Raw genomic sequence first — 19,856 nt, forward strand, 5'->3', positions numbered from 1 at the left:
TCAGCTACGCCCGTGCCGCAGAGCCGGGTGCTCGCCCGCCGCCACCAGGTCGGCCACCGCGGACTTGGGGTCGCGGCCCGTCACCAGGGACTCGCCGACCAGGACCGCGTCGGCGCCGGCGTTGGCGTAGGCGATGAGGTCGTGGGGGCCGCGGATGCCGGACTCGGCGATCGTGACGATGTTCGCGGGGATCTCCGGCGCGACGCGCTCGAAGGTGCCGCGGTCGACCTCCAGGGTCTTGAGGTTGCGGGCGTTGACGCCGATGATCTTGGCGCCCGCGTCCACGGCACGCTCGACCTCGTCCTCGTCGTGCACCTCGACCAGCGGGGTCAGACCGATGGAGACAGCGCGCTCGATCAGCGACTCCAGGGCCGGCTGGTCGAGGGCGGCGACGATCAGCAGGGCGAGGTCGGCGCCGTATGCGCGGGCCTCCCACAGCTGGTACGACGTGACGATGAAGTCCTTGCGCAGGACCGGGATGTCCACGCGGGCGCGGACGGCCTCCAGGTCGGCGAGCGAGCCGCCGAAGCGGCGCTGCTCGGTCAGTACGGAGATGACGGCCGCGCCGCCCGCCTCGTAGTCCGCGGCGAGTCCGGCCGGGTCGGCGATCGCGGCCAGCGCGCCCTTGGACGGGCTGGAGCGCTTGACCTCGCAGATCACCTTGACGCCGTCGCCCTTGAGGGCGGCGACGCCGTCCTTGGCCGCGGGAGCCTTCGCCGCGCGCTCCTTGAGCTCGTCGAGGCTGACGCGCGCCTGCCGCTCCGCGAGGTCGGCACGGACTCCGTCGATGATCTCGTCGAGCACACTCACGCGAGCGGCCCCCTTCCCGATGCGATGACGAAAACCGGTGGTCACTGCGATGGTATCCGGAGGAAGGCGTAGGCCTCGCATCCGGTTGACGGCGGTCCCACTACCTGGACATTCGCCAGTTGATCAAGGATGCAGCCAGCCACCGAAGGGCAGGTTCCGGACAACCGTGAAGACCAGCAGCAATGTGCCGAGCGTCCACAGGTGCACCGGCCCGAGATCGAGCCGCACCGGGCGTCCGCGTGCGGTGCGGACCACCCAGACGGTCCACAGCGCGGCGAAGGCCAGATAGCCCAGTACGGCCGCCGCGTTGTTCTGGAGGGCAGCGGCGAGGTCGCCGTGCGCGAAGGCGTGCGCGCTGCGCAGTCCGCCGCAGCCGGGGCAGTACAGACCGGTGAGCTGGAGCAGCGGGCAGGCCGGGTAGTGGCCGGGCTCGTTCGGGTCGACGGCGGCGACGTAGGCGAAGGCGCCGACCACGGCCGCGAGCACTCCGGTGGGTACCGCGAGACGTGCCAGGACGGCTCCGGTGCCCTGTCGTGTCACCCTGCGGCTGTCGGTGTTCACGCCTCGCATTGTGCCCCCGGAACGCGTGAGGGGCGGCCTGTGGGGCCGCCCCTGACGAAGATCGTGAGCGTCAGCTCTCGATGCTCGCCGCCTCGCTCGTGCGCAGCGGCCGGCCGGCGTCCTTGGACTGGCCGAGGCCCATGCCCTTCATGAGCCAGCCGACGACACCACCGAGGGCCACGACGCCCATGCTCGCCCAGAAGCCCGCCGGGTTGGCCAGGACCATGAAGGCACCCGCGGCGCAGAAACCGATGAAGGCGATTGTGACACCGGTCCAGGCGGCCGGGGTGTGACCGTGGCTGCTGCCCGCCATGACTTGCTCCTCGTTGCTGTGTGTAAGTCTCTGAGCCGGACGCTCGACGTTCATTGTTCCGCATGCATGAGCGTCAGGTACTCGGGGGTCACTCTCACGAGTCGGGTGCGCGTCAGCGCCCGACAGGGGCGCGGGGAATTGCGCGACCAGCCCCCACCGGCCCGCGGCCGAAAGACTTACGCCCCGGTCGGGTCCTCGCCGCGGTCCAGGGCCTTCCAGAGGTCCTCGGGGCGGTCGGGGTCCACGGTGGGTGCCTTGCGCGGCCGGGGTGCGCCGGAGCGCTCGTAGCGGCTGGACATGGCGGGCCACGCGGGCGCGTACCGCAGGGCCAGCAGCCCGGCGAGCAGCATCAGCGCACCGCCCGCGGCGGCCACGTACGGCCAGGCGGTGTGGCTGAGCGCGGCCACGGTCGCGGCGGTGTCGCCGGTGGCCTGGGCCGCCTTCTCGTCGAGCGCGGCGCTGTCGTCGGCGCCGATCAGGGCGGCGGCGACGGTCCCGGCGCCGGAGAGGGCGAGGAGGCCCGCGACGAGGACGCGGCCGAGGCGGCGTACGGCGAAGACGGCGACCAGCGCGGCGAGGCCCACTATGGCGAGCGAGGCGGGCACGCCCGTCACGTCGCTGCCGCTCGCGGTCAGCGGGAAGTCGCCGCCGGCGACGGTCGCGGTGCCCTCCGACCACTGCCTGCGGGTGGCCAGCAGCGCCACGGCTGCGCCGAGCGCGCCGGACAGCAGGGCCACGGCGAGGCTGACGCGGCCGGCCCGGGCGGGTCCTGCGGCTTCGGAACGGGGGTGAGGAACAGCAGTCACGTACTCCACTATCGCCTGAACCCCGGGCGAACCGTCACCCGGGGTTCATATGAGAAGCGCCCTATTTCTTCAGACGGTTCGCCGTGTGCACCGCGCGCAGCACCGCCGCCGCCTTGTTGCGGCACTCGGTGTCCTCGGCGACCGGGTCGGAGTCGGCGACGATCCCGGCGCCCGCCTGGACGTAGGCGGTGCCGTCGCGCAGCAGGGCCGTACGGATGGCGATGGCAGTGTCGGAGTCGCCGGCGAAGTCGAGGTAGCCCACGCAGCCGCCGTACAGACCGCGCCGGGAGGGCTCCAGTTCGTCGATGATCTGCATCGCCCGGGGCTTGGGCGCGCCGGAGAGGGTGCCGGCCGGGAAGCAGGCGGTGAGGACGTCGAAGGCGGTGCGGCCCTGGGCGACCTTTCCGGTGACCGTGGAGACGATGTGCATCACGTGGGAGTAGCGCTCGATGGACATGAAGTCGACGACCTCGACGGAGCCGGGCTCGCAGACCCGCCCGAGGTCGTTGCGCCCGAGGTCGACGAGCATGAGGTGCTCGGCGCGCTCCTTGGGGTCGGCAAGCAGGTCGTCGGCGAGGGCCTGGTCCTCCTGCGGGGTGGCCCCGCGCCAGCGGGTGCCGGCGATGGGGTGCACCATGGCCCGCCCGTCCTCGACCTTCACCAGCGCCTCGGGGGACGAGCCCACGACGTCGAAGCCGTCGAAGCGGAAGAGGTACATGTACGGCGAGGGGTTGGTGGCCCGCAGGACCCGGTAGACGTCCAGGGCGCTTGCCGTGCACGGGGTCTCGAAGCGTTGGGAGGGGACGACCTGGAAGGCCTCTCCGGCCCGGATGCGCTCCTTGATGTCCTCCACGGCCCGCTGGAAGTCCTCGCCGCCCCACAGGGCGGTGTACTCGGGGAGTTCGGAGGGCGGCAGGACGGCCGGGGGCTGGGCGACCGCGCGGGAGAGGTCGGCCTCCATGGCGTCCAGGCGGGCGACCGCGTCGGCGTAGGCCTCGTCCACGCCGGTGTCGAGGTCGTTGTGGTTGATCGCGTTGGCGATCAGCAGGACCGAGCCCTCCCAGTGGTCCATCACGGCGAGGTCGCTGGTCAGGAGCATGGTCAGCTCGGGCAGCTTGAGGTCGTCGCGCTCGCCGGGGCCGATCTTCTCCAGGCGGCGCACGATGTCGTAGCCGAGGTAGCCGACCATGCCGCCGGTGAAGGGCGGCAGGCCCTCCTGGTGGGGGGTGTGCAGGGCCTCGATGGTGGCGCGCAGGGCGGCGAGCGGGTCACCGTCGATGGGCACGCCGACGGGCGGGACGCCGAGCCAGTGCGCCTGGCCGTCCCGCGCGGTGAGGGTGGCGGCGCTGCGGACGCCCACGAACGAATACCGGGACCAGGAGCGGCCGTTCTCCGCGGACTCCAGCAGGAAGGTGCCGGGGCGTTCGGCGGCGAGCTTGCGGTAGAGCGCGACCGGGGTGTCGCCGTCGGCGAGGAGCTTGCGCGTGACCGGGATGACGCGCCGGTCGGTGGCGAGCTTGCGGAAGGTCTCGAGATCCATGGCCGGTGACCTTACTGATCTCCGGCCGGGGTGCCGGAATCCTTGAGCAGGACGTCGCTGTCGAAGCAGGTGCGGGTGCCGGTGTGGCAGGCGGCGCCGACCTGGTCGACCTGGACGAGGACGGTGTCGGCGTCGCAGTCGAGGGCGACGGACTTGACCCATTGGAAGTGGCCGGAGGTGTCGCCCTTGACCCAGTACTCCTGGCGGCTGCGGGACCAGTAGGTGCAGCGGCCGGTGGTGAGGGTGCGATGCAGGGCCTCGTCGTCCATCCAGCCGAGCATGAGCACCTCTCCGGTGTCGTACTGCTGGGCGATGGCGGGGAGGAGCCCGTCGGCGCTGCGCTTGATTCGCGCGGCGATCTCGGGGTCCAGCCGGCTGGGCTGACGGGGCTTGCTGGTCATGGGTGCCATTGTGCCGCGCGGGACCGACAGTTCCGGCCGCATGTCCACTGGGCGGACCTTCAGGGCGGTCGTAGTCTGGCCGCATGTCGACTTTCGCCAAGCGTGAACGACTTCTGCTGGCCGACCTCCTGGAGGCCGAGGGTCCGGAGGCCCCGACCTTGTGCGAGGGCTGGACCACCCGCGATCTCGCCGCGCACGTCGTGGTGCGCGAGCGCCGCCCCGATGCCGCCGGCGGCATCCTGATCAAGCAGCTCGCCGGCCGCCTGGAGCGGGTGACGGCCGAGTTCACGGACAAGCCGTACGAGGAACTGATCCAGCTCATCCGCACCGGACCACCCCGCTTCTCGCCGTTCTCGCTCAAGCAGGTCGAGGAGATGTCGAACACGGCGGAGTTCTACGTCCACACCGAGGACGTCCGCCGGGCCCGCCCCGACTGGACGCCCCGCGAGCTCGACCCGGTCTTCCAGGACGCCCTGTGGTCCCGGCTGGAGCGCACCGCCCGCCTGATGGGCCGCGGCGCGCCGACCGGACTGGTGCTGCGCCGCCCGAACGGCCAGACCTCGGTGGCCCATCGCGGTACGCCCGTGGTGACGGTGACGGGCGAGCCGTCGGAGCTGCTGCTCTTCCTCTACGGCCGGCAGAACGCGGCCGAGGTGGAGCTGGAGGGCGACAAGGACGCCGTGGCGAAGCTGCACGAGGCGAAGCAGCTCGGGATCTGAGGGGTCACTTCGGGAGCTCGGCGCGGCGCAGACCGCGTACGCCCAGCGCGATCACCCCGCCGAGCCCGCACACCGCCGCGCTGGCCACGAAGACCGGCCCGGTGCCCCAGGCGCCGATCGCGGTGGCCGACAGCGGCATGCTGAGCGGGGCGAGACCGAGGCTGACCAGGCCGGACACGGCGGTGACGCGGCCCAGGTAGGCGGGGTCCGCCTGGGTCTGCAGCAGGGCGCCGCACATCGCGCCGCTGAGCCCCGCGAGCAGTCCGATGAGCAGGGCGACGCCCACGGCCGCGACGACGCTCGTGACGAAGGCCAGCGCGCCGATCGCGACCGACCCGGCGATGATGGCGCCCCCGGCCACCCGCCCGGCGTGCGGCAGGCGCCCGCGCACGGTCAGCAGCAGGGAGGCGGCCCCGGCGCCGACGCCGAACCCGGCGAGCACCCAGCCCATCCCGGAGGCGCCCCAGCCGCGCTCGTCGGCGAGGAGGGTCAGACCGACGTTGAGGGGGCCGACGAAACCGAGGTCGCCGAGGGCGATGGCGAGCATCAGCGGGGCGAGCACCCGGTGGCGGCGGATGTAGCGGAGCCCGGCGACCAGGTCCCGCGAGGCGGTGCCGCCGGATGCGGCCGACTTGTCGTCGGCCTTGTCGTCGGCGGGCAGGTCCCGCACCCGTACGGCCATCAGCAGCGGTACCGAGATCGCGATGAGCAGCCCGGCCAGCGCGAACGCGGCCGTGGCGCCGCCGACCGCCACCGCGAGCCCGCCGAGCGGACCGCCGACCACGCTCGCGAAGCGGATCGCCAGGCCCCGCATGCCCTGCACGCGCGCGAGCTGATCGCGGGACGCCACCCGCGCGGGAAGCGCGCCCACGGCCGGCATGAACACCGCGTCCACGGTGCCGAAGACCAGCGCGAGCACGGCCAGCGGCCACAGCCCCGGGCTGGTCAGGAACAGCAGCGCCGCCACCGCGAGCACCGCCACGCAGCGCACGATGTCGCTGCCGATGACGACCTTGCGCGGCCCGAGCCGGTCGGCGAGCACTCCTCCGCCGAGCATCAGCAGCGCCCGCGGCACGGCGCTCACGGCCATGACCACCCCGGCCTGCGAGGGCGAGCCCGCCTGGACGGCCGCCCAGGACAGGGCGATGTAGTAGACGCTGTCCCCGACCATGGAGCTGGCATAGGCGGTGAGCCAGCGCAGGACGTTGGGGTCGCGGTGGGCGGGGCGCGGGGTGGTCTCGGGCGGGGCTATGAGGGTGACGGTCACGGAGGGGGCCCTCTCAGAGGCGGAACGGGAAGCCGTACATGTGCAGGGCGATGTGCTCGCGCCCTTCGGTCTCACCGGCGGCCTCGCGGGCGCGCCCCTGGTCGTCGTACTTCCTCAGTACGTCCAGCAGTTCCTGCTTCAACTCGGTCAGTTCACCGGCGGTCAGCCTCAGCAGGGACTCCGAGTCGACGACGGCGGCGTTCCAGTCGGCGCCATAGTGAGCGCGCTCGTCGAGGTAGGTGCGGTACATCTCGGTGCGCTGCTCCTGGAAGAGCCGAGAGGCCGCCACATGGGCCGCGACCTTCTCCGGCGCGTCCTTGAAGTCCGTGCTGCGGATGGAGACGCCGTCCGAGGCGGGCTGCCACCACCGTTCCCGAGCGTCCCCGCTGCTCGGCTCGGCCTCCTCGATCAGCCCGTGCTCGCCGAGCTTGCGCAGGTGGTAGCTGACCAGCGACACGGCCTCGTCGACCTGCCCGGCGAGCTGCGAGGCCGTGGCCTTACCGGCGAGCAGCAGCAGCCGGTAGAGCTTCATGCGCAGCGGATGCGCGAGGGCCTTGAGCGTGCCCAGATCGGAGATCTGGCGGTTCTCCTTGCTTGCCATACCCCCAACCTAGATACGAAAGAAATCTTGCGCAATAGTTTTTGCGCAACTTCTCTTTCGCATCCGGCCAAGAGGAAGCCCCGGCCACCCACACGGGCAACCGGGGCTCACACCGCACTCACCGAACGGGATGCCCCGCCTCCCGCAGCGCCTGCTTCACCTCGCCGATCCGCAGGTCGCCGAAGTGGAACACCGACGCCGCCAGCACCGCGTCCGCGCCCGCCCCGATCGCCGGGGCGAAGTGATCGAGCTTCCCGGCGCCGCCGGAGGCGATGACCGGCACCGTCACGTGCTTGCGCACCGCCTCGATCATCTCGATGTCGTAGCCGTCCTTCGTGCCGTCCGCGTCCATCGAGTTGAGCAGGATCTCCCCCGCGCCCAGCTCCGCGGCCCGGTGCGCCCACTCCACCGCGTCGATGCCGGTGCCCTTGCGGCCACCGTGCGTCGTCACCTCGAAGGAGCCGGCGGCCGTGCGCCGCGCGTCCACCGACAGCACCAGCACCTGGCGGCCGAAGCGCTCGGCGATCTCCCGGATGAGCTCCGGGCGCGCGATCGCAGCCGTGTTGACGCCCACCTTGTCCGCGCCCGCGCGCAGCAGCTTGTCCACGTCCTCGGCCGTGCGCACCCCGCCGCCGACGGTCAGCGGGATGAAGACCTGCTCGGCGGTGCGGCGCACCACGTCGTACGTCGTCTCGCGGTTGCCGGACGAGGCGGTGATGTCCAGGAACGTCAGCTCGTCGGCGCCCTCGGCGTCGTAGACCTTCGCCATCTCGACGGGGTCGCCCGCGTCGCGCAGGTTCTGGAAGTTGACGCCCTTGACGACCCGGCCGTTGTCCACGTCCAGGCAGGGAATGACTCGGACCGCCAGGGTCATGACTGCTCGGCTCCTCTGAATGCTTCTACTTCTACTTCGACCAGGATGCGCGGGTCGACGAAGCCCTCCACGACCAGCAGGGTCGACACCGGTCGTACCGCGTCGAAGAGGTCCTTGTGGGCACGGCCCGCCTCGTCTATGTCCCGCGCGTGGGTCAGGTACATCCTCGTGCGGATCACGGACTCGATCCCGAGCCCGAACTCGCCGAGCGCCTCGATCGCGCCGGTGAAGGCCACCTTGGCCTGCTCGTACGGGTCGCCCTCGCCGTACAGCACGTGGCCCTTGAAGGACGTGGTGCCCGCCACCAGGACGCGGTCGCCCGCCGCGACGGCGCGTGCGAAACCGAAGGACTCCTCCCAGGGACTTCCGCTCTGCACACGCCGTACGGCATCCGATGTCATGAGGACACAGCCTCCAGGGCCTCTTCCAGGGTGAACGCCTTCGCGTACAGGGCCTTCCCGACGATGGAGCCCTCGACACCGAGGGGTACCAGCTCCGCGATGGCGCGCAGGTCGTCCAGGGAGGACACGCCGCCGGAGGCCACGACCGGGCGGTCCGTGGCCGCGCAGACGTTGCGCAGCAGCTCCAGGTTGGGGCCCTGGAGGGTGCCGTCCTTGGCGATGTCGGTGACCACGTAGCGGGCGCAGCCCTCCTGGTTGAGGCGCTCCAGCGTCTCGTAGAGGTCGCCGCCGTCGCGGGTCCAGCCGCGGCCGCGGAGCGTGGTGCCCCGTACGTCCAGGCCCACCGCGATCTTGTCGCCGTGCTCGGCGATGACCTTGGCGACCCACTCCGGGGTCTCCAGCGCGGCCGTGCCCAGGTTCACCCGGGTGCAGCCGGTGGCCAGGGCCGCGGCAAGGGTGTCGTCGTCGCGGATGCCGCCGGACAGCTCGACCTTGATGTCCATCGCCTTGGTGACCTCGGCGATCAGGTCCCGGTTGTCGCCGGTGCCGAAGGCGGCGTCCAGGTCGACCAGGTGCAGCCACTCGGCGCCGGAGCGCTGCCAGGCGAGGGCGGCCTCCAGGGGGGAGCCGTAGGAGGTCTCCGTGCCGGACTCGCCGTGCACCAGGCGGACCGCCTGGCCGTCACGGACGTCAACGGCCGGGAGGAGTTCGAGCTTCGAGGCCATCAGAAGGTTCCGATCCAGTTGTTCAGCAGCTGCGCTCCGGCGTCGCCGGACTTCTCGGGGTGGAACTGCGTGGCCCACAGGGCGCCGTTCTCCACGGCGGCCACGAAGGGCTCGCCGTGCGTCGACCAGGTGACCTTGGGGGCCCGTATGGCGGCGTTGTGCGTCTCCAGGGTCCAGTTGTGGACGGCGTAGGAGTGCACGAAGTAGAAGCGGGCGTCGGCGTCCAGGCCGGCGAACAGCTCGGTGTCGGCCGGGGCGTCGACGGTGTTCCAGCCCATGTGGGGCACGATGTCGGCCTGGAGCGGCTCGACCGAGCCGGGCCACTCGTCGAGGCCCTCGGTCTCCACGCCGTGCTCGATGCCGCGGGCGAAGAGGATCTGCATGCCGACGCAGATGCCCATCACCGGGCGGCCGCCGGACAGCCGGCGGTCGATGATCCAGTCGCCACGGGCCTCGCGCAGACCGGTCATGCAGGCGGCGAAGGCGCCGACGCCGGGGACCAGCAGTCCATCGGCGTTCATGGCCTGGTCGAAGTCACGCGTTATCTCGACCTGGGCGCCCGTGCGGGCGAGGGCGCGCTCGGCGGACCGGACGTTGCCGAAGCCGTAGTCGAAGACGACGACCTTCTTCGAGGACGCGGTCAACTCCACACCTCCAGCCTCAGGACACCGGCGACGAGGCACATCCCGGCGCCGATGGAGAGCAGCACGATGAGGCTCTTGGGCATCTCCTGCTTGACGAAGGAGTAGATGCCGCCGGCCAGGAACAGGCCGACGACGATCAGGATGGTGGAGAGGCCGTTCACAGGGCGCCCTTCGTCGACGGGAGGATGCCGGCCGCGCGCGGGTCACGCTCGGAGGCGTAGCGCAGGGCGCGGGCGAGGGCCTTGAACTGGCACTCCACGATGTGGTGCGCGTTGCGGCCGTACGGCACGTGCACGTGCAGGGCGATCTGCGCCTGGGCCACGAAGGACTCCAGGATGTGCCGGGTCATGGTGGTGTCGTACTCGCCGATCATCGGCGCCATCTTCTCGGGCTCGGTGTGCACGAGGTACGGGCGGCCGGACAGGTCGACGGTGACCTGTGCGAGGGACTCGTCCAGCGGGACCGTGCAGTTGCCGAAGCGGTAGATGCCCACCTTGTCGCCGAGGGCCTGCTTGAAGGCGGCGCCCAGCGCGAGGGCGGTGTCCTCGATGGTGTGGTGGGAGTCGATGTGCAGATCGCCCTCGGTCTTCACGGTCAGGTCGAACAGACCGTGCCGGCCGAGCTGGTCGAGCATGTGGTCGTAGAAGCCGACGCCCGTCGAGACGTCGACCTTGCCGCTGCCGTCGAGATCGATCTCGACGAGCACCGACGTCTCCTTGGTGACTCGCTCCACGCGTCCTACGCGGTTCATGCGCTCTGCTCCTCCGGGGGTGTGGGGGTGTCCCCCACAAAACTCAGTAGTTCACGGACCGCGTCGAGGAACGCGTCGTTCTCGGCGGGGGTTCCCGCGGTCACCCGCAGCCAGCCCGGTACGCCGTTGTCCCGGACCAGGACGCCCCGGTCGAGGATCTTCCGCCAGACGGCCTGGGTGTCGTCGAACCGGCCGAACTGAACGAAGTTGGCGTCCGAGGCGGTGACCTCGTAGCCGATGACCAGCAGTTCGGAGACCAGCCGGTCCCGCTCGGCCTTGAGCTGCTCGACATAGCCGAGCAGGGTGTCGGTGTGCTCCAGGGCGGCCAGCGCGGTCGCCTGGGTGACGGCGGAGAGGTGGTAGGGCAGCCGGACGAGCTGGACGGCGTCGACCACCGCGGGGTGCGCGGCGAGGTAGCCGAGGCGCAGGCCCGCGGCGCCGAACGCCTTCGACATGGTCCGGGAGATGACGAGGTTGGGGCGCCCGTCGAGCAGGGGCAGCAGCGAGTCGCCGTGGCTGAACTCGATGTACGCCTCGTCCACCACCACGATCGACGGCTTCGCCGCCTGCGCGGCCTGGAACAGCGCGAGGACCGTCTCGGGCGGGACGGCGTTGCCCGTGGGGTTGTTGGGGGTGGTGATGAAGACGACGTCGGGCCGGTGCTCGGCGATCGCCTGGCGGGCCGCCTCCACGTCGATGGTGAAGTCGTCGTTGCGCGGCCCGGAGATCCAGCCCGTGCCGGTGCCGCGCGAGATGAGCGCGTGCATCGAGTACGACGGCTCGAAGCCGATGGCGCTGCGGCCGGGGCCGCCGAAGGTCTGGAGCAGCTGCTGGATGACCTCGTTGGAGCCGTTGGCGGCCCAGACGTTGGCCAGGCCGACCTCGTACCCGGACGTGTCCGTCAGGTACTTGGCGAGCTGGGTGCGCAGCTCCACGGCGTCGCGGTCCGGGTACCGGTTGAGGTTCCGGGCCGCCTCGCGCACCCGCTCGGTGATCCGCTCGACCAGCGGCTCGGGCAGCGGGTAGGGGTTCTCATTGGTGTTCAGCCGTACCGGCACGTCCAGCTGGGGCGCGCCGTAAGGGGACTTGCCGCGCAGCTCGTCCCGTACGGGGAGATCGTCGATGCCAGTCACTTGCCTTCAGGAACCTTCCAACCGAACCTCGCCTTGATCGCCGCCCCGTGGGCCGGCAGATCCTCCGCCTCCGCCAGCGTCACCACGTGATGCGCGACCTCGGCCAGCGCGTCCCGCGTGTAGTCGACGATGTGGATGCCGCGCAGGAAGGACTGGACGGACAGGCCCGAGGAGTGGCAGGCGCAGCCGCCGGTGGGCAGGACGTGGTTGGACCCGGCGGCGTAGTCGCCGAGGGAGACCGGGGCCCAGGGCCCGATGAAGATCGCGCCCGCGTTGCGCACCCGGTCGGCCACCGCGGCGGCGTCCGCCGTCTGGATCTCCAGGTGCTCGGCGCCGTAGGCGTCGACGACCCGCAGGCCCTCGTCGATGCCGTCGACGAGGACGATCGCCGACTGCCTGCCCTTGAGGGCCGGGACGATCCGGTCCTCGATGTGCTTGGTGGCCGCGACCTGCGGCTCAAGCTCCTTCTCCACCGCGTCCGCGAGCGCGACCGAGTCGGTGACCAGGACGGCGGCGGCCAGCGGGTCGTGCTCGGCCTGGCTGATCAGGTCGGAGGCGACGTGCACCGGGTCGGCGGTCTCGTCGGCCAGGACCGCGATCTCGGTGGGACCGGCCTCGGCGTCGATGCCGATCTTGCCGGTGAAGTAGCGCTTGGCGGCGGCGACCCAGATGTTGCCGGGTCCGGTGACCATGTCGGCGGGCGGGCAGGACTCAGTGCCGTAGGCGAACATCGCGACGGCGGTCGCGCCGCCGGCGGCGTACACCTCATCCACGCCGAGCAGCGCGCAGGCGGCGAGGATCGTCGGGTGCGGCAGGCCCCCGAACTCGGCCTGGGCGGGCGAGGCGAGCGCGATCGACTCCACACCCGCCTCCTGGGCGGGCACGACGTTCATCACCACGGACGACGGGTACACCGACCGGCCGCCGGGGGCGTACAGCCCGACCCGGTCGACCGGCAGCCACTTCTCGGTGACCGAGCCGCCGGGGACGACCTGGGTGGTGTGCGTCGTACGGCGCTGCTCGCGGTGGACGAGCCGGGCGCGCCGGATGGACTCCTCCAGGGCCGCGCGGACGGCCGGGTCGAGTTCCTTCAGCGCCTTGTCGAGGGCCTCGGCCGGCACCCGGACCTGCTCCAGCCTGACCCCGTCGAATTTCTCCGCGAAGTCGATCAGCGCCGCGTCGCCCCGATGATGCACGGCCTCGCAGATCGGACGCACCTTGTCCAGGGCGGCCGCGACGTCGAAGTCGGCTCGGGGCAGCAGGTCGCGCAGGGCGGGGCCCTCGGGAAGGGCGTCGCCGCGCAGATCGATTCGGGAGATCACGCCGTCAATTCTCGCAGACCGGGATCGAGCACTGTTCGCGCGTATCAATGGCTGATACAGAACACATACGCCACCCGGAAGATCCCCTTCACCGTTAGCGTTCCGTCCGTCACTCAGCGGGCATGAACAGTTGTACGAAACCGATGAGTAGCCGGGGAGGAAGGGAACACCGTGACCGAGGGGGCCGGCATCCGCGACGGAGACCTGCCGGACGATCTGACCGCCGCCGAGGCCGGCATGTGGCAGGCCTTCCGCAACGGCAGTGTGTACGACCTGAGCAGCGGCGACACCGTCGTCGACGATCCGCACGGCGGGCATCCGTGGGGGCCCGAGCGGATCGTGCGGGCCCGTATCGTGTGCTGGCTGCTGCTGGACGGACCGCCTGCGCTGGCCGGCCGGGTGTCGTCCCTGAAACTCGTCGGCGTGCAGATCAGCGGCAGCCTGGACCTGGCGGGCGGCACGGTGACGCCGTACGTCGAGATGCGCGGCTGCCGGTTCGAGCGGGACGTGCTGCTGCCGGAGGCACGGTTCACGACCCTGCGTCTGGTGGACTGCTCGGTGCCGCGTCTTGAGGCGGCCCGCGTGCACACCGAGGGCGATCTGCATCTGCCGCGCTGCCGCTTCCACAACGGCATTCGGCTCACCGACGCCCAGATCGGCACCGATCTGCTGCTCGCCCAGGCCATCGTGTACCGCGACCGCAGCGGCCGCTCGATCGCCGCGGACGGCATGACCGTCGGCCAGGACCTCCAGGCCGAGCTGCTGGAGTCGCACGGCGAGCTGAGCCTGCGCAGCGCGAAGATCGGCGTCTCGCTGAGCCTGCGCGGGGCGCGGCTGGCCAACCCGTACACCCGGCTGGCGCTGAACGCGCCCCAGCTGACCGTGGAGCGCTCGCTGTACCTGACCCCGGCGGGCGTGGGGAACCCGCTGCTCAGCGGCACGACCCCGGCCCGCGGGACCCGGATCCAGCGGTTCGCGTGCGAGGGCGGGGTGCGGCTGGACGACGGGCGGTTCGGGGACGCGGTCGACATGGAGCGGGCCCGGTTCACCTTCACCGACGAGCAGGAACTGTCGCTGCGCCGGATCCAGACCCCGGAACTGCGCTTCCTCGGCGAGCGCCCGGCCCGCGGCACCGTGGTGCTCTCCGGGGCGCGGATCGTCAACCTGATGGACCGCGCCGACGCCTGGCCGGGCCCCGGACGCCTGCACATGGGCGGCTTCTTCTACGAGAGCCTGGTGCCGCGCGGGCCGTTCCCGCTGACCGAGCGGTTGGACTGGGTGGCCGCGGCGACCGCCGAGTACAACCCGGAGCCGTACGAGCGGCTGGCCACGGTGCTGCGGGCGGGCGGCGAGGACGAGGACGCCCGTGAGGTGCTCCTCGCCAAACAGCGCCGCCGCCGGGAGAGCCTGCCGGTCGCCGCCAAGTTCTGGGGGTACGTGCAGGACTGGACGGTCGCCTACGGGTACCGGCCGGGCCGGGCCGCGGTGTGGATGGCGGTGCTGTGGGCGGCGGGCTCGGTGGCGTTCGCGCACGCCGGTCATCCGCCGATCAAGCGGGGCGAACATCCGGAGTGGAACCCGACCCTGTTCGCCCTGGATCTGCTCCTCCCGGTCATCGACCTGGGCCAGGTCGGCTTCTGGCAGCTGAAGGGCGGCTGGCAGTGGCTGGCGGCGGCGATGGTGCTGCTGGGCTGGACACTGGCGACGACGGTGGCGGCGGGGGCCACACGGCTGTTGCGGAGGGGTTGACGCGGGAGTCCCGTGGTGCGCGTTTTTACCCGTCCTTGACCCATGGCCGTACAACTTTCCGTGAGTTGCCCGGTGCCTCTGGCGCCGCCCCGACCTGCGGCTTTTCAATGGTCGACACCATGGCTCTGCTGCTGCCGTTCCTCCGCGGGCCGCGGATTCGCATGACGAGGACCGCGCCCCCTCCTCCCGGTCCCCACGCCGACGAGGTGCTGCTGGACGTGCCCGACGCGCGGCTGGGCCCGGCGCTGGTCGCCGCCGCGCGCGGCGAGCACGAACCGGCCGCCGCACTGCTCGCCGCGACCCGCGCGGCCGGTGAGTGGGAGCACCGGGACCGCTACACGACCCGGCTCGCCGCCTTCGCCCACGCCCGCCCGGAGTGGTTCGAGAGCTGGCGGGCCGCAGCCCCGCGCGACCCCGACCGCCTGGTGGTCGACGCCCAGCTGAGGGTGGACCGCGCCTGGCGGTCACCCGCCCGCGCGGAACTGCTGCGCGAGGTGAGCCCGCTGGTCACCGCCGCGGCCCACGGCGACGACCGGGACCCGGTGCCCTGGCGGATCGCCCTGGACCACGCGCGCGGCGCCCAGGCGGGCCCGAAGTACGTCGAGGAACTGTGGTCGGCGGCCATGCGCCGGGCCCCCCACCACTACGGCTGCCATGTCGCGGCCCTGCGCTATCTGGCGTCCTCCTTCCACGGCTCGCACCACGAGTGCCTGGACTTCGCCGACCGCGCCGCGCAGGACGCCCCGCCCGGCTCCCTGGTCCAGGCCCTGCCGGTGCGGGCGGCCTTCGCCTACCTCACCGACGGCTGCGGCCCCGAGGTGGCACCGGCCCCGCTGCACGCGGCGGCCGAGCGGGCGATGGCCCTGTCGGCGGCCCTCCCGGCGGCGGACCCCTGGCCGGCGGAGCAGCGCAACGTCCTCACCTACGTCCTCGTACGCCTGGGCCGGGTGGCGGACGCCCTGGAGCAGGTGCGGCTGACCGGCCCGTACGCCACGTCCTTCCCCTGGGACCGGTTCTCGGACGACCCCCTGGGCCACTGTCTGCGGGTGCGGGACGAGCTGCGGGGCGCGTCCGACCGTCCGGGGGGCGGGCACCACGGACGCGCACGCTCCGGCGACCATTAGGCTCTACCGTCGTGACCACCGTCCGGCTCCCGCTCTTCCCCCTGAACTCCGTGCTGTTCCCGGGGCTTGTGCTTCCTCTGAACGTGTTCGAGGAGCGCTATCGCGCCATGATGCGCGATCTGTTGAAAACCCCCGACGACGAACCGCGCCGCTTCGCCGTCGTGGCCATCCGCGACGGCCACGAGGTGGCGCCGAGCGCGCCCGGTATGCCCGATCCGACGGCGCTGCCGCAGCGTGGGCCCGCGGCGGGCTTCGGTGCCGAGCCCATCAAGTCCTTCCACTCCACGGGCTGTGTCGCGGACGCGGCGACGATCCGGGAGCGGGCGGACGGCACGTTCGAGGTGCTGGCGACGGGGACGACTCGGGTCCGGCTGCTGTCGGTGGACGCGACCGGCCCCTTCCTCATGGCGGAGCTGGAGGAGCTGGAGGAGGACCAGGGCGACGAGGCGGGCGCGCTGGCGGAAGGGGTGCTGCGGGCGTTCCGCCAGTACCAGAAGCGCCTGGCAGGAGCCCGCGAACGCTCCCTCTCGACGGGCGCGGACCTCCCCGACGAACCGTCGGTGGTCTCCTACCTGGTGGCAGCAGCGATGATGCTGGACACCCCGACAAAGCAACGCTTGCTCCAGGCCCCCGACACAGCCTCCCGGCTCCGGGACGAACTGAAACTCCTGCGCGCGGAGACCTCGATCATCCGTAACCTGCCGTCACTCCCGGCGGCGGACCTGACGCGCACGCCGACCAGTCTGAACTGAGGCAAGCGATGGCGAAGAAGCGACAGTCGGCAGGCACCCCGGCAACCGTGGCCCTGACATCGGCCGGGGTCCCCTTCACCACCCACGCCTACGAACACGACCCGTCCCACCCGTCCTACGGCGAGGAGGCGGCGCAGGCCATGAGCGTGTCCCCCGACCGCGTCTTCAAGACACTGGTGGCGGAGGTGGACGGCACCCTGACGGTGGCCGTGGTCCCGGTGGCGGGCCAGCTGGACCTGAAGGCGCTGGCCACGGCGGTGGGCGGCAAGCGAGCGTCCATGGCCGACCCGACCCAGGCCGAACGCACCACGGGCTACGTCCGCGGCGGCATCTCCCCCTTGGGCCAACGCAAGAAACTCCCCACGGTCCTGGACGCCTCGGCCACAACCCACGCCACGATCTGCGTCTCAGCAGGCCGCAGAGGCCTGGAGATCGAACTCTCCCCCACAGACTTGGCGACCCTCACGAACGCGACCCTGGCCCCCATCGGACGCGTTTAGCCCCTCGACGGCCCCTCCTCTCTCCGCTAGTGAGAGAGGACATGTCGAAGAAAACGCGAAAACGCAAATGGCGCGTGAAAAAGGGCCGAGCAAACCACGGCAGGCGCCCGGCTTAGCAGCCCGTCCGGCGTTTGGTCCCCCTCCGGGGGAGGGACGGGTCGGGGCGGCGGGGGCGAGACGAAACTACGCCCGCGGCGTGCCGTACCCGTCCCGAGGACCCCGGTCCTGCTCGAACGGATCCGGATCCCGGGGACCGAACAGCGCCGTCAGCCCCAGATGCACCACCAGCGCGGCAATGGACCACACCAGCAACGCCCCCTTCGCATCAAGCTCCAGCGGCGCCGAGAACGTCACCCCCTTGCCCACGTCCTTGGCATGCGCGATGACATCCTGCGCCGGGCCCAGCCAGACCCCCACCCGCCAGGCGAGCAAGGACCCGAGGAACCCCCCGACCGCCATACCGACCACCAGCGGCACACCCCCACGCCGCCGCACCAGAAACACGGCAAGCGCACTGACCGCCCCGAACCCCAGCGCCAGCAGCGCGAACGTCCCGTCGACGCCAGCCGCCTGCTCCCCCTCGGTGTCCTTGAAGTAGACGGCCCAGCCCCCGTCGACCACGTCCCCCACCAACGGCACCCGAGGAGCCAGCCACCACCACAGCACCCCGAGCAGCGCACCGGCCACAGCGACAGCCGCCGTCACCACGGCGGCCTCCCGCACCTCGACCTTCATCCCGGGCCCGTCCTGCCCGTAGGAGGGCGGCGGCACATACCCGTAGTGCCCCGGCTCACCCGAAGGCACATGCGGCTGCTGCCACGCGGCACTGGCGGACTGGTCACGCGGCGGCGGAGGCGGAGTCAATGGTGCGGTCACCCTGACATCGTGCCAGGCCGCCCTGTGCGCCGCGTCACCGGACGGCAGCCCGACGGTACGCCCAGGTCGCCGCGGCCAGCGAAACGACGCCCACCAGACCGCACACGGCGAGGTCACCGAGGACGAAGGCCCAGTCGGGCCGCTCCCCGAAGGTCCGCGCGAAGGCCTCCACGCCGTACGTCGACGGCAGCAGATCCCGCGCGAGCCGCACCACCTCGGGCATCCGCTCGGCCGGCAGCACCCCCAGCAGCAGCGCCGCGGACATGCCCAGCTGCCCGAGCACGGTCGCCAGCTCCGGCCGCGGCGCGAGCAGCCCCAGCGCCGCCCCGAGCCCCGCGAGCGCCGCCCCGGCCAGCGGGATCACCGCGATCAGCACCCACAGATGCGCCAGCGGCAGCCCGAACAGCACACACCCGAACACGGCGGTGACCACGGTCCCGGGCACGGTGAAGGAGGCGTACGCCCCCGCCGCCCCCAGCACCACCGCCGCGGGCGGCACCGGCAGGGTCGCGTAGTGGTCGAGCCCCCCGCTGGCCCGCAGCTGCCCGAAGTACTGGGCGAGCAGGTTCAGCGCGACGAAGGCCACCACGAGCACCGACGATCCGGCCACCACGGCCCGCGCCTCGTCCCCGCCGTCCACCACCCCCCGCATCAGGATCATGATCCCGATGGACTGGAAGGTCGCCACGAACAGCAGCGGGATACGCGCGACCCGCGCACGCGACAGCTGCGCCCGGTACACGGCGCACAGCGACGGCCAGAGCCGGGCCGCGGGCGCGAGCTCGGCCGCGCGCGTCACGGGCGACTCGTCCGCGGCCCGCGTGCCGGCCGGCAGAACCTCGGCGGGTACGACACTCACGTGGCGCTGCTCCTCTTCGCTGCGGCGGCAGTCCCGTTCCGTACGAATGCGACGCTCTTTGTACTCAACCCCGGCCCAGTGGTGCTCAAGCCTTCACCAACCCTTGCTGCGCGGCCCCGCCCAGTGCCAGGTACACGTCCTCCAGGCTGGGCGTGGCGAGGGTGAAGTCGTCGAGGGCGGAGAAGGCGGCCCCGCCGGTGACGGTGGCGACGACCGCGCGGGCCTCCTCGGGCGCGAGCCGCAGGGTCCAGCGGCGCCCGGACTCCACGACCCGGTCCTGGAGCGCGGCCACCTCGGGCACATGCAGCGGCGCCGCCTCCCGCCACACCAGGTCGACCCGGACCTCCCCGGCGACCTGCTCCTTGAGCCCGCCCGGGGTGTCACAGGCGATCACCTGTCCCCGGTCCAGCACGGCGACCCGGTCCAGCACGGTCTCGGCCTCGATGACGTTGTGGGTGACGAGCAGGACGGTGGTGCCGTGCTCGGCCCGCCGCCGGTCGACGGCGGACCAGACCGCGCGCCGCGCCACGGGGTCCATCCCGGTGGTCGGCTCGTCGAGCACCAGCAGCGGCCGCTCGCCCACGAGAGCGGCGGCGAAACAGGCGAGCCTGCGCTGGCCCCCGGACAGCTTCTTCAGGGGCCGCCCGGCGAGCTCGGTCAGCCCCAGCTCCGCCAGTACGGCGTCCCGCTCGGCGCGTGCCGTGTGCACGTCCAGTCCGCGCAGCCGCCCGGTGGTCTCGGCGGCGAGGGAGACGGTCAGCTCGTCGAGGGCGGTCGACTCCTGGCCGAGGTAGGCGAGGATCCGCGCGGCGCGCTCCGGGTGCCGCACGATGTCGTGCCCGAGGATCTCCACGCTGCCGCGGTCGGGCCGCATCAGCCCGGTGAGCTGCCGTACGAGGGTGGTCTTTCCTGCGCCGTTCGGGCCGAGCAGCCCGAAGATCTCACCGCGCCGGATGTCCAGCCGTACGTCGTCGGTGGCCCGCACCTCGGGGGTGGCGGGGGTGCCGCGCCGGGCCCGTACCGCCGGATAGGTCTTGGTCAGTCCGCGCACGGCGCACACGACATCCCCACTGGGCCGAAGTGCCGGTGCCGCGCGCTTACTCACAAGGGATGAGACTACGGGGTCGG

The 19,856-nt window shown here is 72.0% G+C and carries 24 protein-coding genes; 5 read left to right on the plus strand and 19 right to left on the minus strand.

What is annotated here, in order from left to right; all coding sequences use genetic code 11:
• From trpC to hisI, 6 genes are all read right to left on the minus strand, one after another.
• Nucleotides 1-810, minus strand: a complete 810-nt coding sequence (gene trpC / locus STRCI_RS11215; protein WP_269658742.1) for an indole-3-glycerol phosphate synthase TrpC — start codon at nt 808-810, stop codon at nt 1-3.
• A 123-nt stretch (nt 811-933) separates the two neighbouring features.
• Nucleotides 934-1,380: a DUF2752 domain-containing protein gene (locus STRCI_RS11220; RefSeq protein ID WP_269658743.1), complete on the minus strand. Its 447-nt coding sequence runs from the start codon at nt 1,378-1,380 to the stop codon at nt 934-936.
• Between the two features lie 61 nt (nt 1,381-1,441).
• Nucleotides 1,442-1,684 (minus strand): HGxxPAAW family protein, encoded by a 243-nt coding sequence (locus STRCI_RS11225; RefSeq protein ID WP_269658744.1) that lies wholly within the window; start codon nt 1,682-1,684, stop codon nt 1,442-1,444.
• Between the two features lie 176 nt (nt 1,685-1,860).
• The gene (locus STRCI_RS11230; protein WP_269658745.1) at nt 1,861-2,499 is read right to left on the minus strand and encodes a TIGR02234 family membrane protein; all 639 of its coding nucleotides are present in this window, start codon (nt 2,497-2,499) and stop codon (nt 1,861-1,863) included.
• Nucleotides 2,500-2,551: 52 nt separating this feature from the next.
• A complete protein-coding gene (locus STRCI_RS11235) occupies nt 2,552-4,030 on the minus strand; it encodes an anthranilate synthase component I (protein ID WP_269658746.1) in 1,479 nt (492 codons plus the stop codon).
• Nucleotides 4,031-4,041: 11 nt separating this feature from the next.
• On the minus strand, nt 4,042-4,431 hold the full coding sequence (gene hisI, locus STRCI_RS11240; RefSeq protein WP_269658747.1) for a phosphoribosyl-AMP cyclohydrolase: 390 nt from the start codon (nt 4,429-4,431) through the stop codon (nt 4,042-4,044).
• Between the two features lie 83 nt (nt 4,432-4,514).
• Between hisI and STRCI_RS11245 the strand changes: the two genes are divergently transcribed.
• Entirely contained in the window at nt 4,515-5,150 is a 636-nt protein-coding gene (locus STRCI_RS11245; RefSeq protein WP_269658748.1) for a TIGR03085 family metal-binding protein, read from the plus strand.
• Between the two features lie 4 nt (nt 5,151-5,154).
• On the opposite strand, the gene STRCI_RS11250 is transcribed toward STRCI_RS11245, so the two are convergent.
• From STRCI_RS11250 to hisD, 10 genes are all read right to left on the minus strand, one after another.
• Nucleotides 5,155-6,417, minus strand: a complete 1,263-nt coding sequence (locus STRCI_RS11250) for an MFS transporter (RefSeq protein ID WP_269658749.1) — start codon at nt 6,415-6,417, stop codon at nt 5,155-5,157.
• Nucleotides 6,418-6,430: 13 nt separating this feature from the next.
• On the minus strand, nt 6,431-7,018 hold the full coding sequence (locus tag STRCI_RS11255) for a winged helix-turn-helix domain-containing protein (RefSeq protein ID WP_269658750.1): 588 nt from the start codon (nt 7,016-7,018) through the stop codon (nt 6,431-6,433).
• A 118-nt stretch (nt 7,019-7,136) separates the two neighbouring features.
• Nucleotides 7,137-7,892 (minus strand): imidazole glycerol phosphate synthase subunit HisF, encoded by a 756-nt coding sequence (hisF, locus tag STRCI_RS11260; protein WP_269658751.1) that lies wholly within the window; start codon nt 7,890-7,892, stop codon nt 7,137-7,139.
• Nucleotides 7,889-8,293, minus strand: a complete 405-nt coding sequence (locus STRCI_RS11265) for a RidA family protein (RefSeq protein ID WP_269658752.1) — start codon at nt 8,291-8,293, stop codon at nt 7,889-7,891. The genes hisF and STRCI_RS11265 overlap by 4 nt, the downstream gene beginning before the upstream one ends.
• Nucleotides 8,290-9,018, minus strand: a complete 729-nt coding sequence (priA, locus tag STRCI_RS11270) for a bifunctional 1-(5-phosphoribosyl)-5-((5-phosphoribosylamino)methylideneamino)imidazole-4-carboxamide isomerase/phosphoribosylanthranilate isomerase PriA (RefSeq protein ID WP_269658753.1) — start codon at nt 9,016-9,018, stop codon at nt 8,290-8,292. The genes STRCI_RS11265 and priA overlap by 4 nt, the downstream gene beginning before the upstream one ends.
• Nucleotides 9,018-9,668, minus strand: a complete 651-nt coding sequence (gene hisH / locus STRCI_RS11275; protein WP_269658754.1) for an imidazole glycerol phosphate synthase subunit HisH — start codon at nt 9,666-9,668, stop codon at nt 9,018-9,020. Before hisH ends, priA begins: the two co-directional genes overlap by 1 nt.
• Complete coding sequence (locus STRCI_RS11280; protein WP_269658755.1) at nt 9,659-9,823, minus strand: hypothetical protein; 165 nt, start codon at nt 9,821-9,823, stop codon at nt 9,659-9,661. The genes hisH and STRCI_RS11280 overlap by 10 nt, the downstream gene beginning before the upstream one ends.
• Nucleotides 9,820-10,413, minus strand: a complete 594-nt coding sequence (gene hisB, locus STRCI_RS11285; RefSeq protein WP_030318918.1) for an imidazoleglycerol-phosphate dehydratase HisB — start codon at nt 10,411-10,413, stop codon at nt 9,820-9,822. The genes STRCI_RS11280 and hisB overlap by 4 nt, the downstream gene beginning before the upstream one ends.
• Nucleotides 10,410-11,546, minus strand: a complete 1,137-nt coding sequence (locus tag STRCI_RS11290) for a histidinol-phosphate transaminase (protein ID WP_269658756.1) — start codon at nt 11,544-11,546, stop codon at nt 10,410-10,412. Before STRCI_RS11290 ends, hisB begins: the two co-directional genes overlap by 4 nt.
• Nucleotides 11,543-12,868, minus strand: coding sequence for a histidinol dehydrogenase (hisD, locus tag STRCI_RS11295; protein ID WP_269658757.1), 1,326 nt, complete (start codon nt 12,866-12,868; stop codon nt 11,543-11,545). Before hisD ends, STRCI_RS11290 begins: the two co-directional genes overlap by 4 nt.
• Nucleotides 12,869-13,039: 171 nt before the next feature.
• Here hisD and STRCI_RS11300 point away from each other — a divergent pair, with 171 nt between their 5' ends.
• The 4 genes from STRCI_RS11300 to ybaK all read left to right on the plus strand — a co-directional run bounded on the left by STRCI_RS11300 (nt 13,040) and on the right by ybaK (nt 16,993).
• Nucleotides 13,040-14,617 (plus strand): oxidoreductase, encoded by a 1,578-nt coding sequence (locus STRCI_RS11300; protein ID WP_269658758.1) that lies wholly within the window; start codon nt 13,040-13,042, stop codon nt 14,615-14,617.
• A gap of 107 nt (nt 14,618-14,724) precedes the next feature.
• Nucleotides 14,725-15,741 carry a hypothetical protein gene (locus STRCI_RS11305; RefSeq protein WP_269658759.1) on the plus strand — a complete coding sequence of 339 codons (1,017 nt, stop codon included), beginning with the start codon at nt 14,725-14,727 and terminating at the stop codon, nt 15,739-15,741.
• 11 nt (nt 15,742-15,752) lie between these two features.
• Nucleotides 15,753-16,493 (plus strand): LON peptidase substrate-binding domain-containing protein, encoded by a 741-nt coding sequence (locus STRCI_RS11310; RefSeq protein WP_269658760.1) that lies wholly within the window; start codon nt 15,753-15,755, stop codon nt 16,491-16,493.
• An 8-nt stretch (nt 16,494-16,501) separates the two neighbouring features.
• On the plus strand, nt 16,502-16,993 hold the full coding sequence (gene ybaK, locus STRCI_RS11315; RefSeq protein ID WP_269658761.1) for a Cys-tRNA(Pro) deacylase: 492 nt from the start codon (nt 16,502-16,504) through the stop codon (nt 16,991-16,993).
• Nucleotides 16,994-17,176: 183 nt separating this feature from the next.
• Here ybaK and STRCI_RS11320 read toward each other — a convergent pair whose 3' ends face one another.
• From STRCI_RS11320 to STRCI_RS11330, 3 genes are all read right to left on the minus strand, one after another.
• On the minus strand, nt 17,177-17,869 hold the full coding sequence (locus tag STRCI_RS11320; protein ID WP_269658762.1) for a DUF2567 domain-containing protein: 693 nt from the start codon (nt 17,867-17,869) through the stop codon (nt 17,177-17,179).
• Between the two features lie 34 nt (nt 17,870-17,903).
• Nucleotides 17,904-18,728 carry an ABC transporter permease gene (locus STRCI_RS11325; RefSeq protein WP_269658763.1) on the minus strand — a complete coding sequence of 275 codons (825 nt, stop codon included), beginning with the start codon at nt 18,726-18,728 and terminating at the stop codon, nt 17,904-17,906.
• 85 nt (nt 18,729-18,813) lie between these two features.
• Complete coding sequence (locus STRCI_RS11330) at nt 18,814-19,788, minus strand: ABC transporter ATP-binding protein (protein WP_269658764.1); 975 nt, start codon at nt 19,786-19,788, stop codon at nt 18,814-18,816.
• Nucleotides 19,789-19,856: the final 68 nt, after the last annotated feature.

Origin of the sequence: Streptomyces cinnabarinus (genome assembly GCF_027270315.1) — a bacterium.
Lineage (GTDB): Bacteria > Actinomycetota > Actinomycetes > Streptomycetales > Streptomycetaceae > Streptomyces > Streptomyces cinnabarinus.

Coding starts and splice junctions, on each gene's coding strand:
- STRCI_RS11220 (WP_269658743.1), bottom strand. CDS start 1,380: ATGCGAGGCGTGAACACCGACAGCCGCAGGGTGACACGACAGGGCACC.
- STRCI_RS11225 (WP_269658744.1), bottom strand. CDS start 1,684: ATGGCGGGCAGCAGCCACGGTCACACCCCGGCCGCCTGGACCGGTGTC.
- STRCI_RS11235 (WP_269658746.1), bottom strand. CDS start 4,030: ATGGATCTCGAGACCTTCCGCAAGCTCGCCACCGACCGGCGCGTCATC.
- hisI (WP_269658747.1), bottom strand. CDS start 4,431: ATGACCAGCAAGCCCCGTCAGCCCAGCCGGCTGGACCCCGAGATCGCC.
- STRCI_RS11245 (WP_269658748.1), top strand. CDS start 4,515: ATGTCGACTTTCGCCAAGCGTGAACGACTTCTGCTGGCCGACCTCCTG.
- STRCI_RS11255 (WP_269658750.1), bottom strand. CDS start 7,018: ATGGCAAGCAAGGAGAACCGCCAGATCTCCGATCTGGGCACGCTCAAG.
- hisF (WP_269658751.1), bottom strand. CDS start 7,892: ATGACCCTGGCGGTCCGAGTCATTCCCTGCCTGGACGTGGACAACGGC.
- STRCI_RS11265 (WP_269658752.1), bottom strand. CDS start 8,293: ATGACATCGGATGCCGTACGGCGTGTGCAGAGCGGAAGTCCCTGGGAG.
- priA (WP_269658753.1), bottom strand. CDS start 9,018: ATGGCCTCGAAGCTCGAACTCCTCCCGGCCGTTGACGTCCGTGACGGC.
- hisB (WP_030318918.1), bottom strand. CDS start 10,413: ATGAACCGCGTAGGACGCGTGGAGCGAGTCACCAAGGAGACGTCGGTG.
- STRCI_RS11305 (WP_269658759.1), top strand. CDS start 14,725: ATGGTCGACACCATGGCTCTGCTGCTGCCGTTCCTCCGCGGGCCGCGG.
- ybaK (WP_269658761.1), top strand. CDS start 16,502: ATGGCGAAGAAGCGACAGTCGGCAGGCACCCCGGCAACCGTGGCCCTG.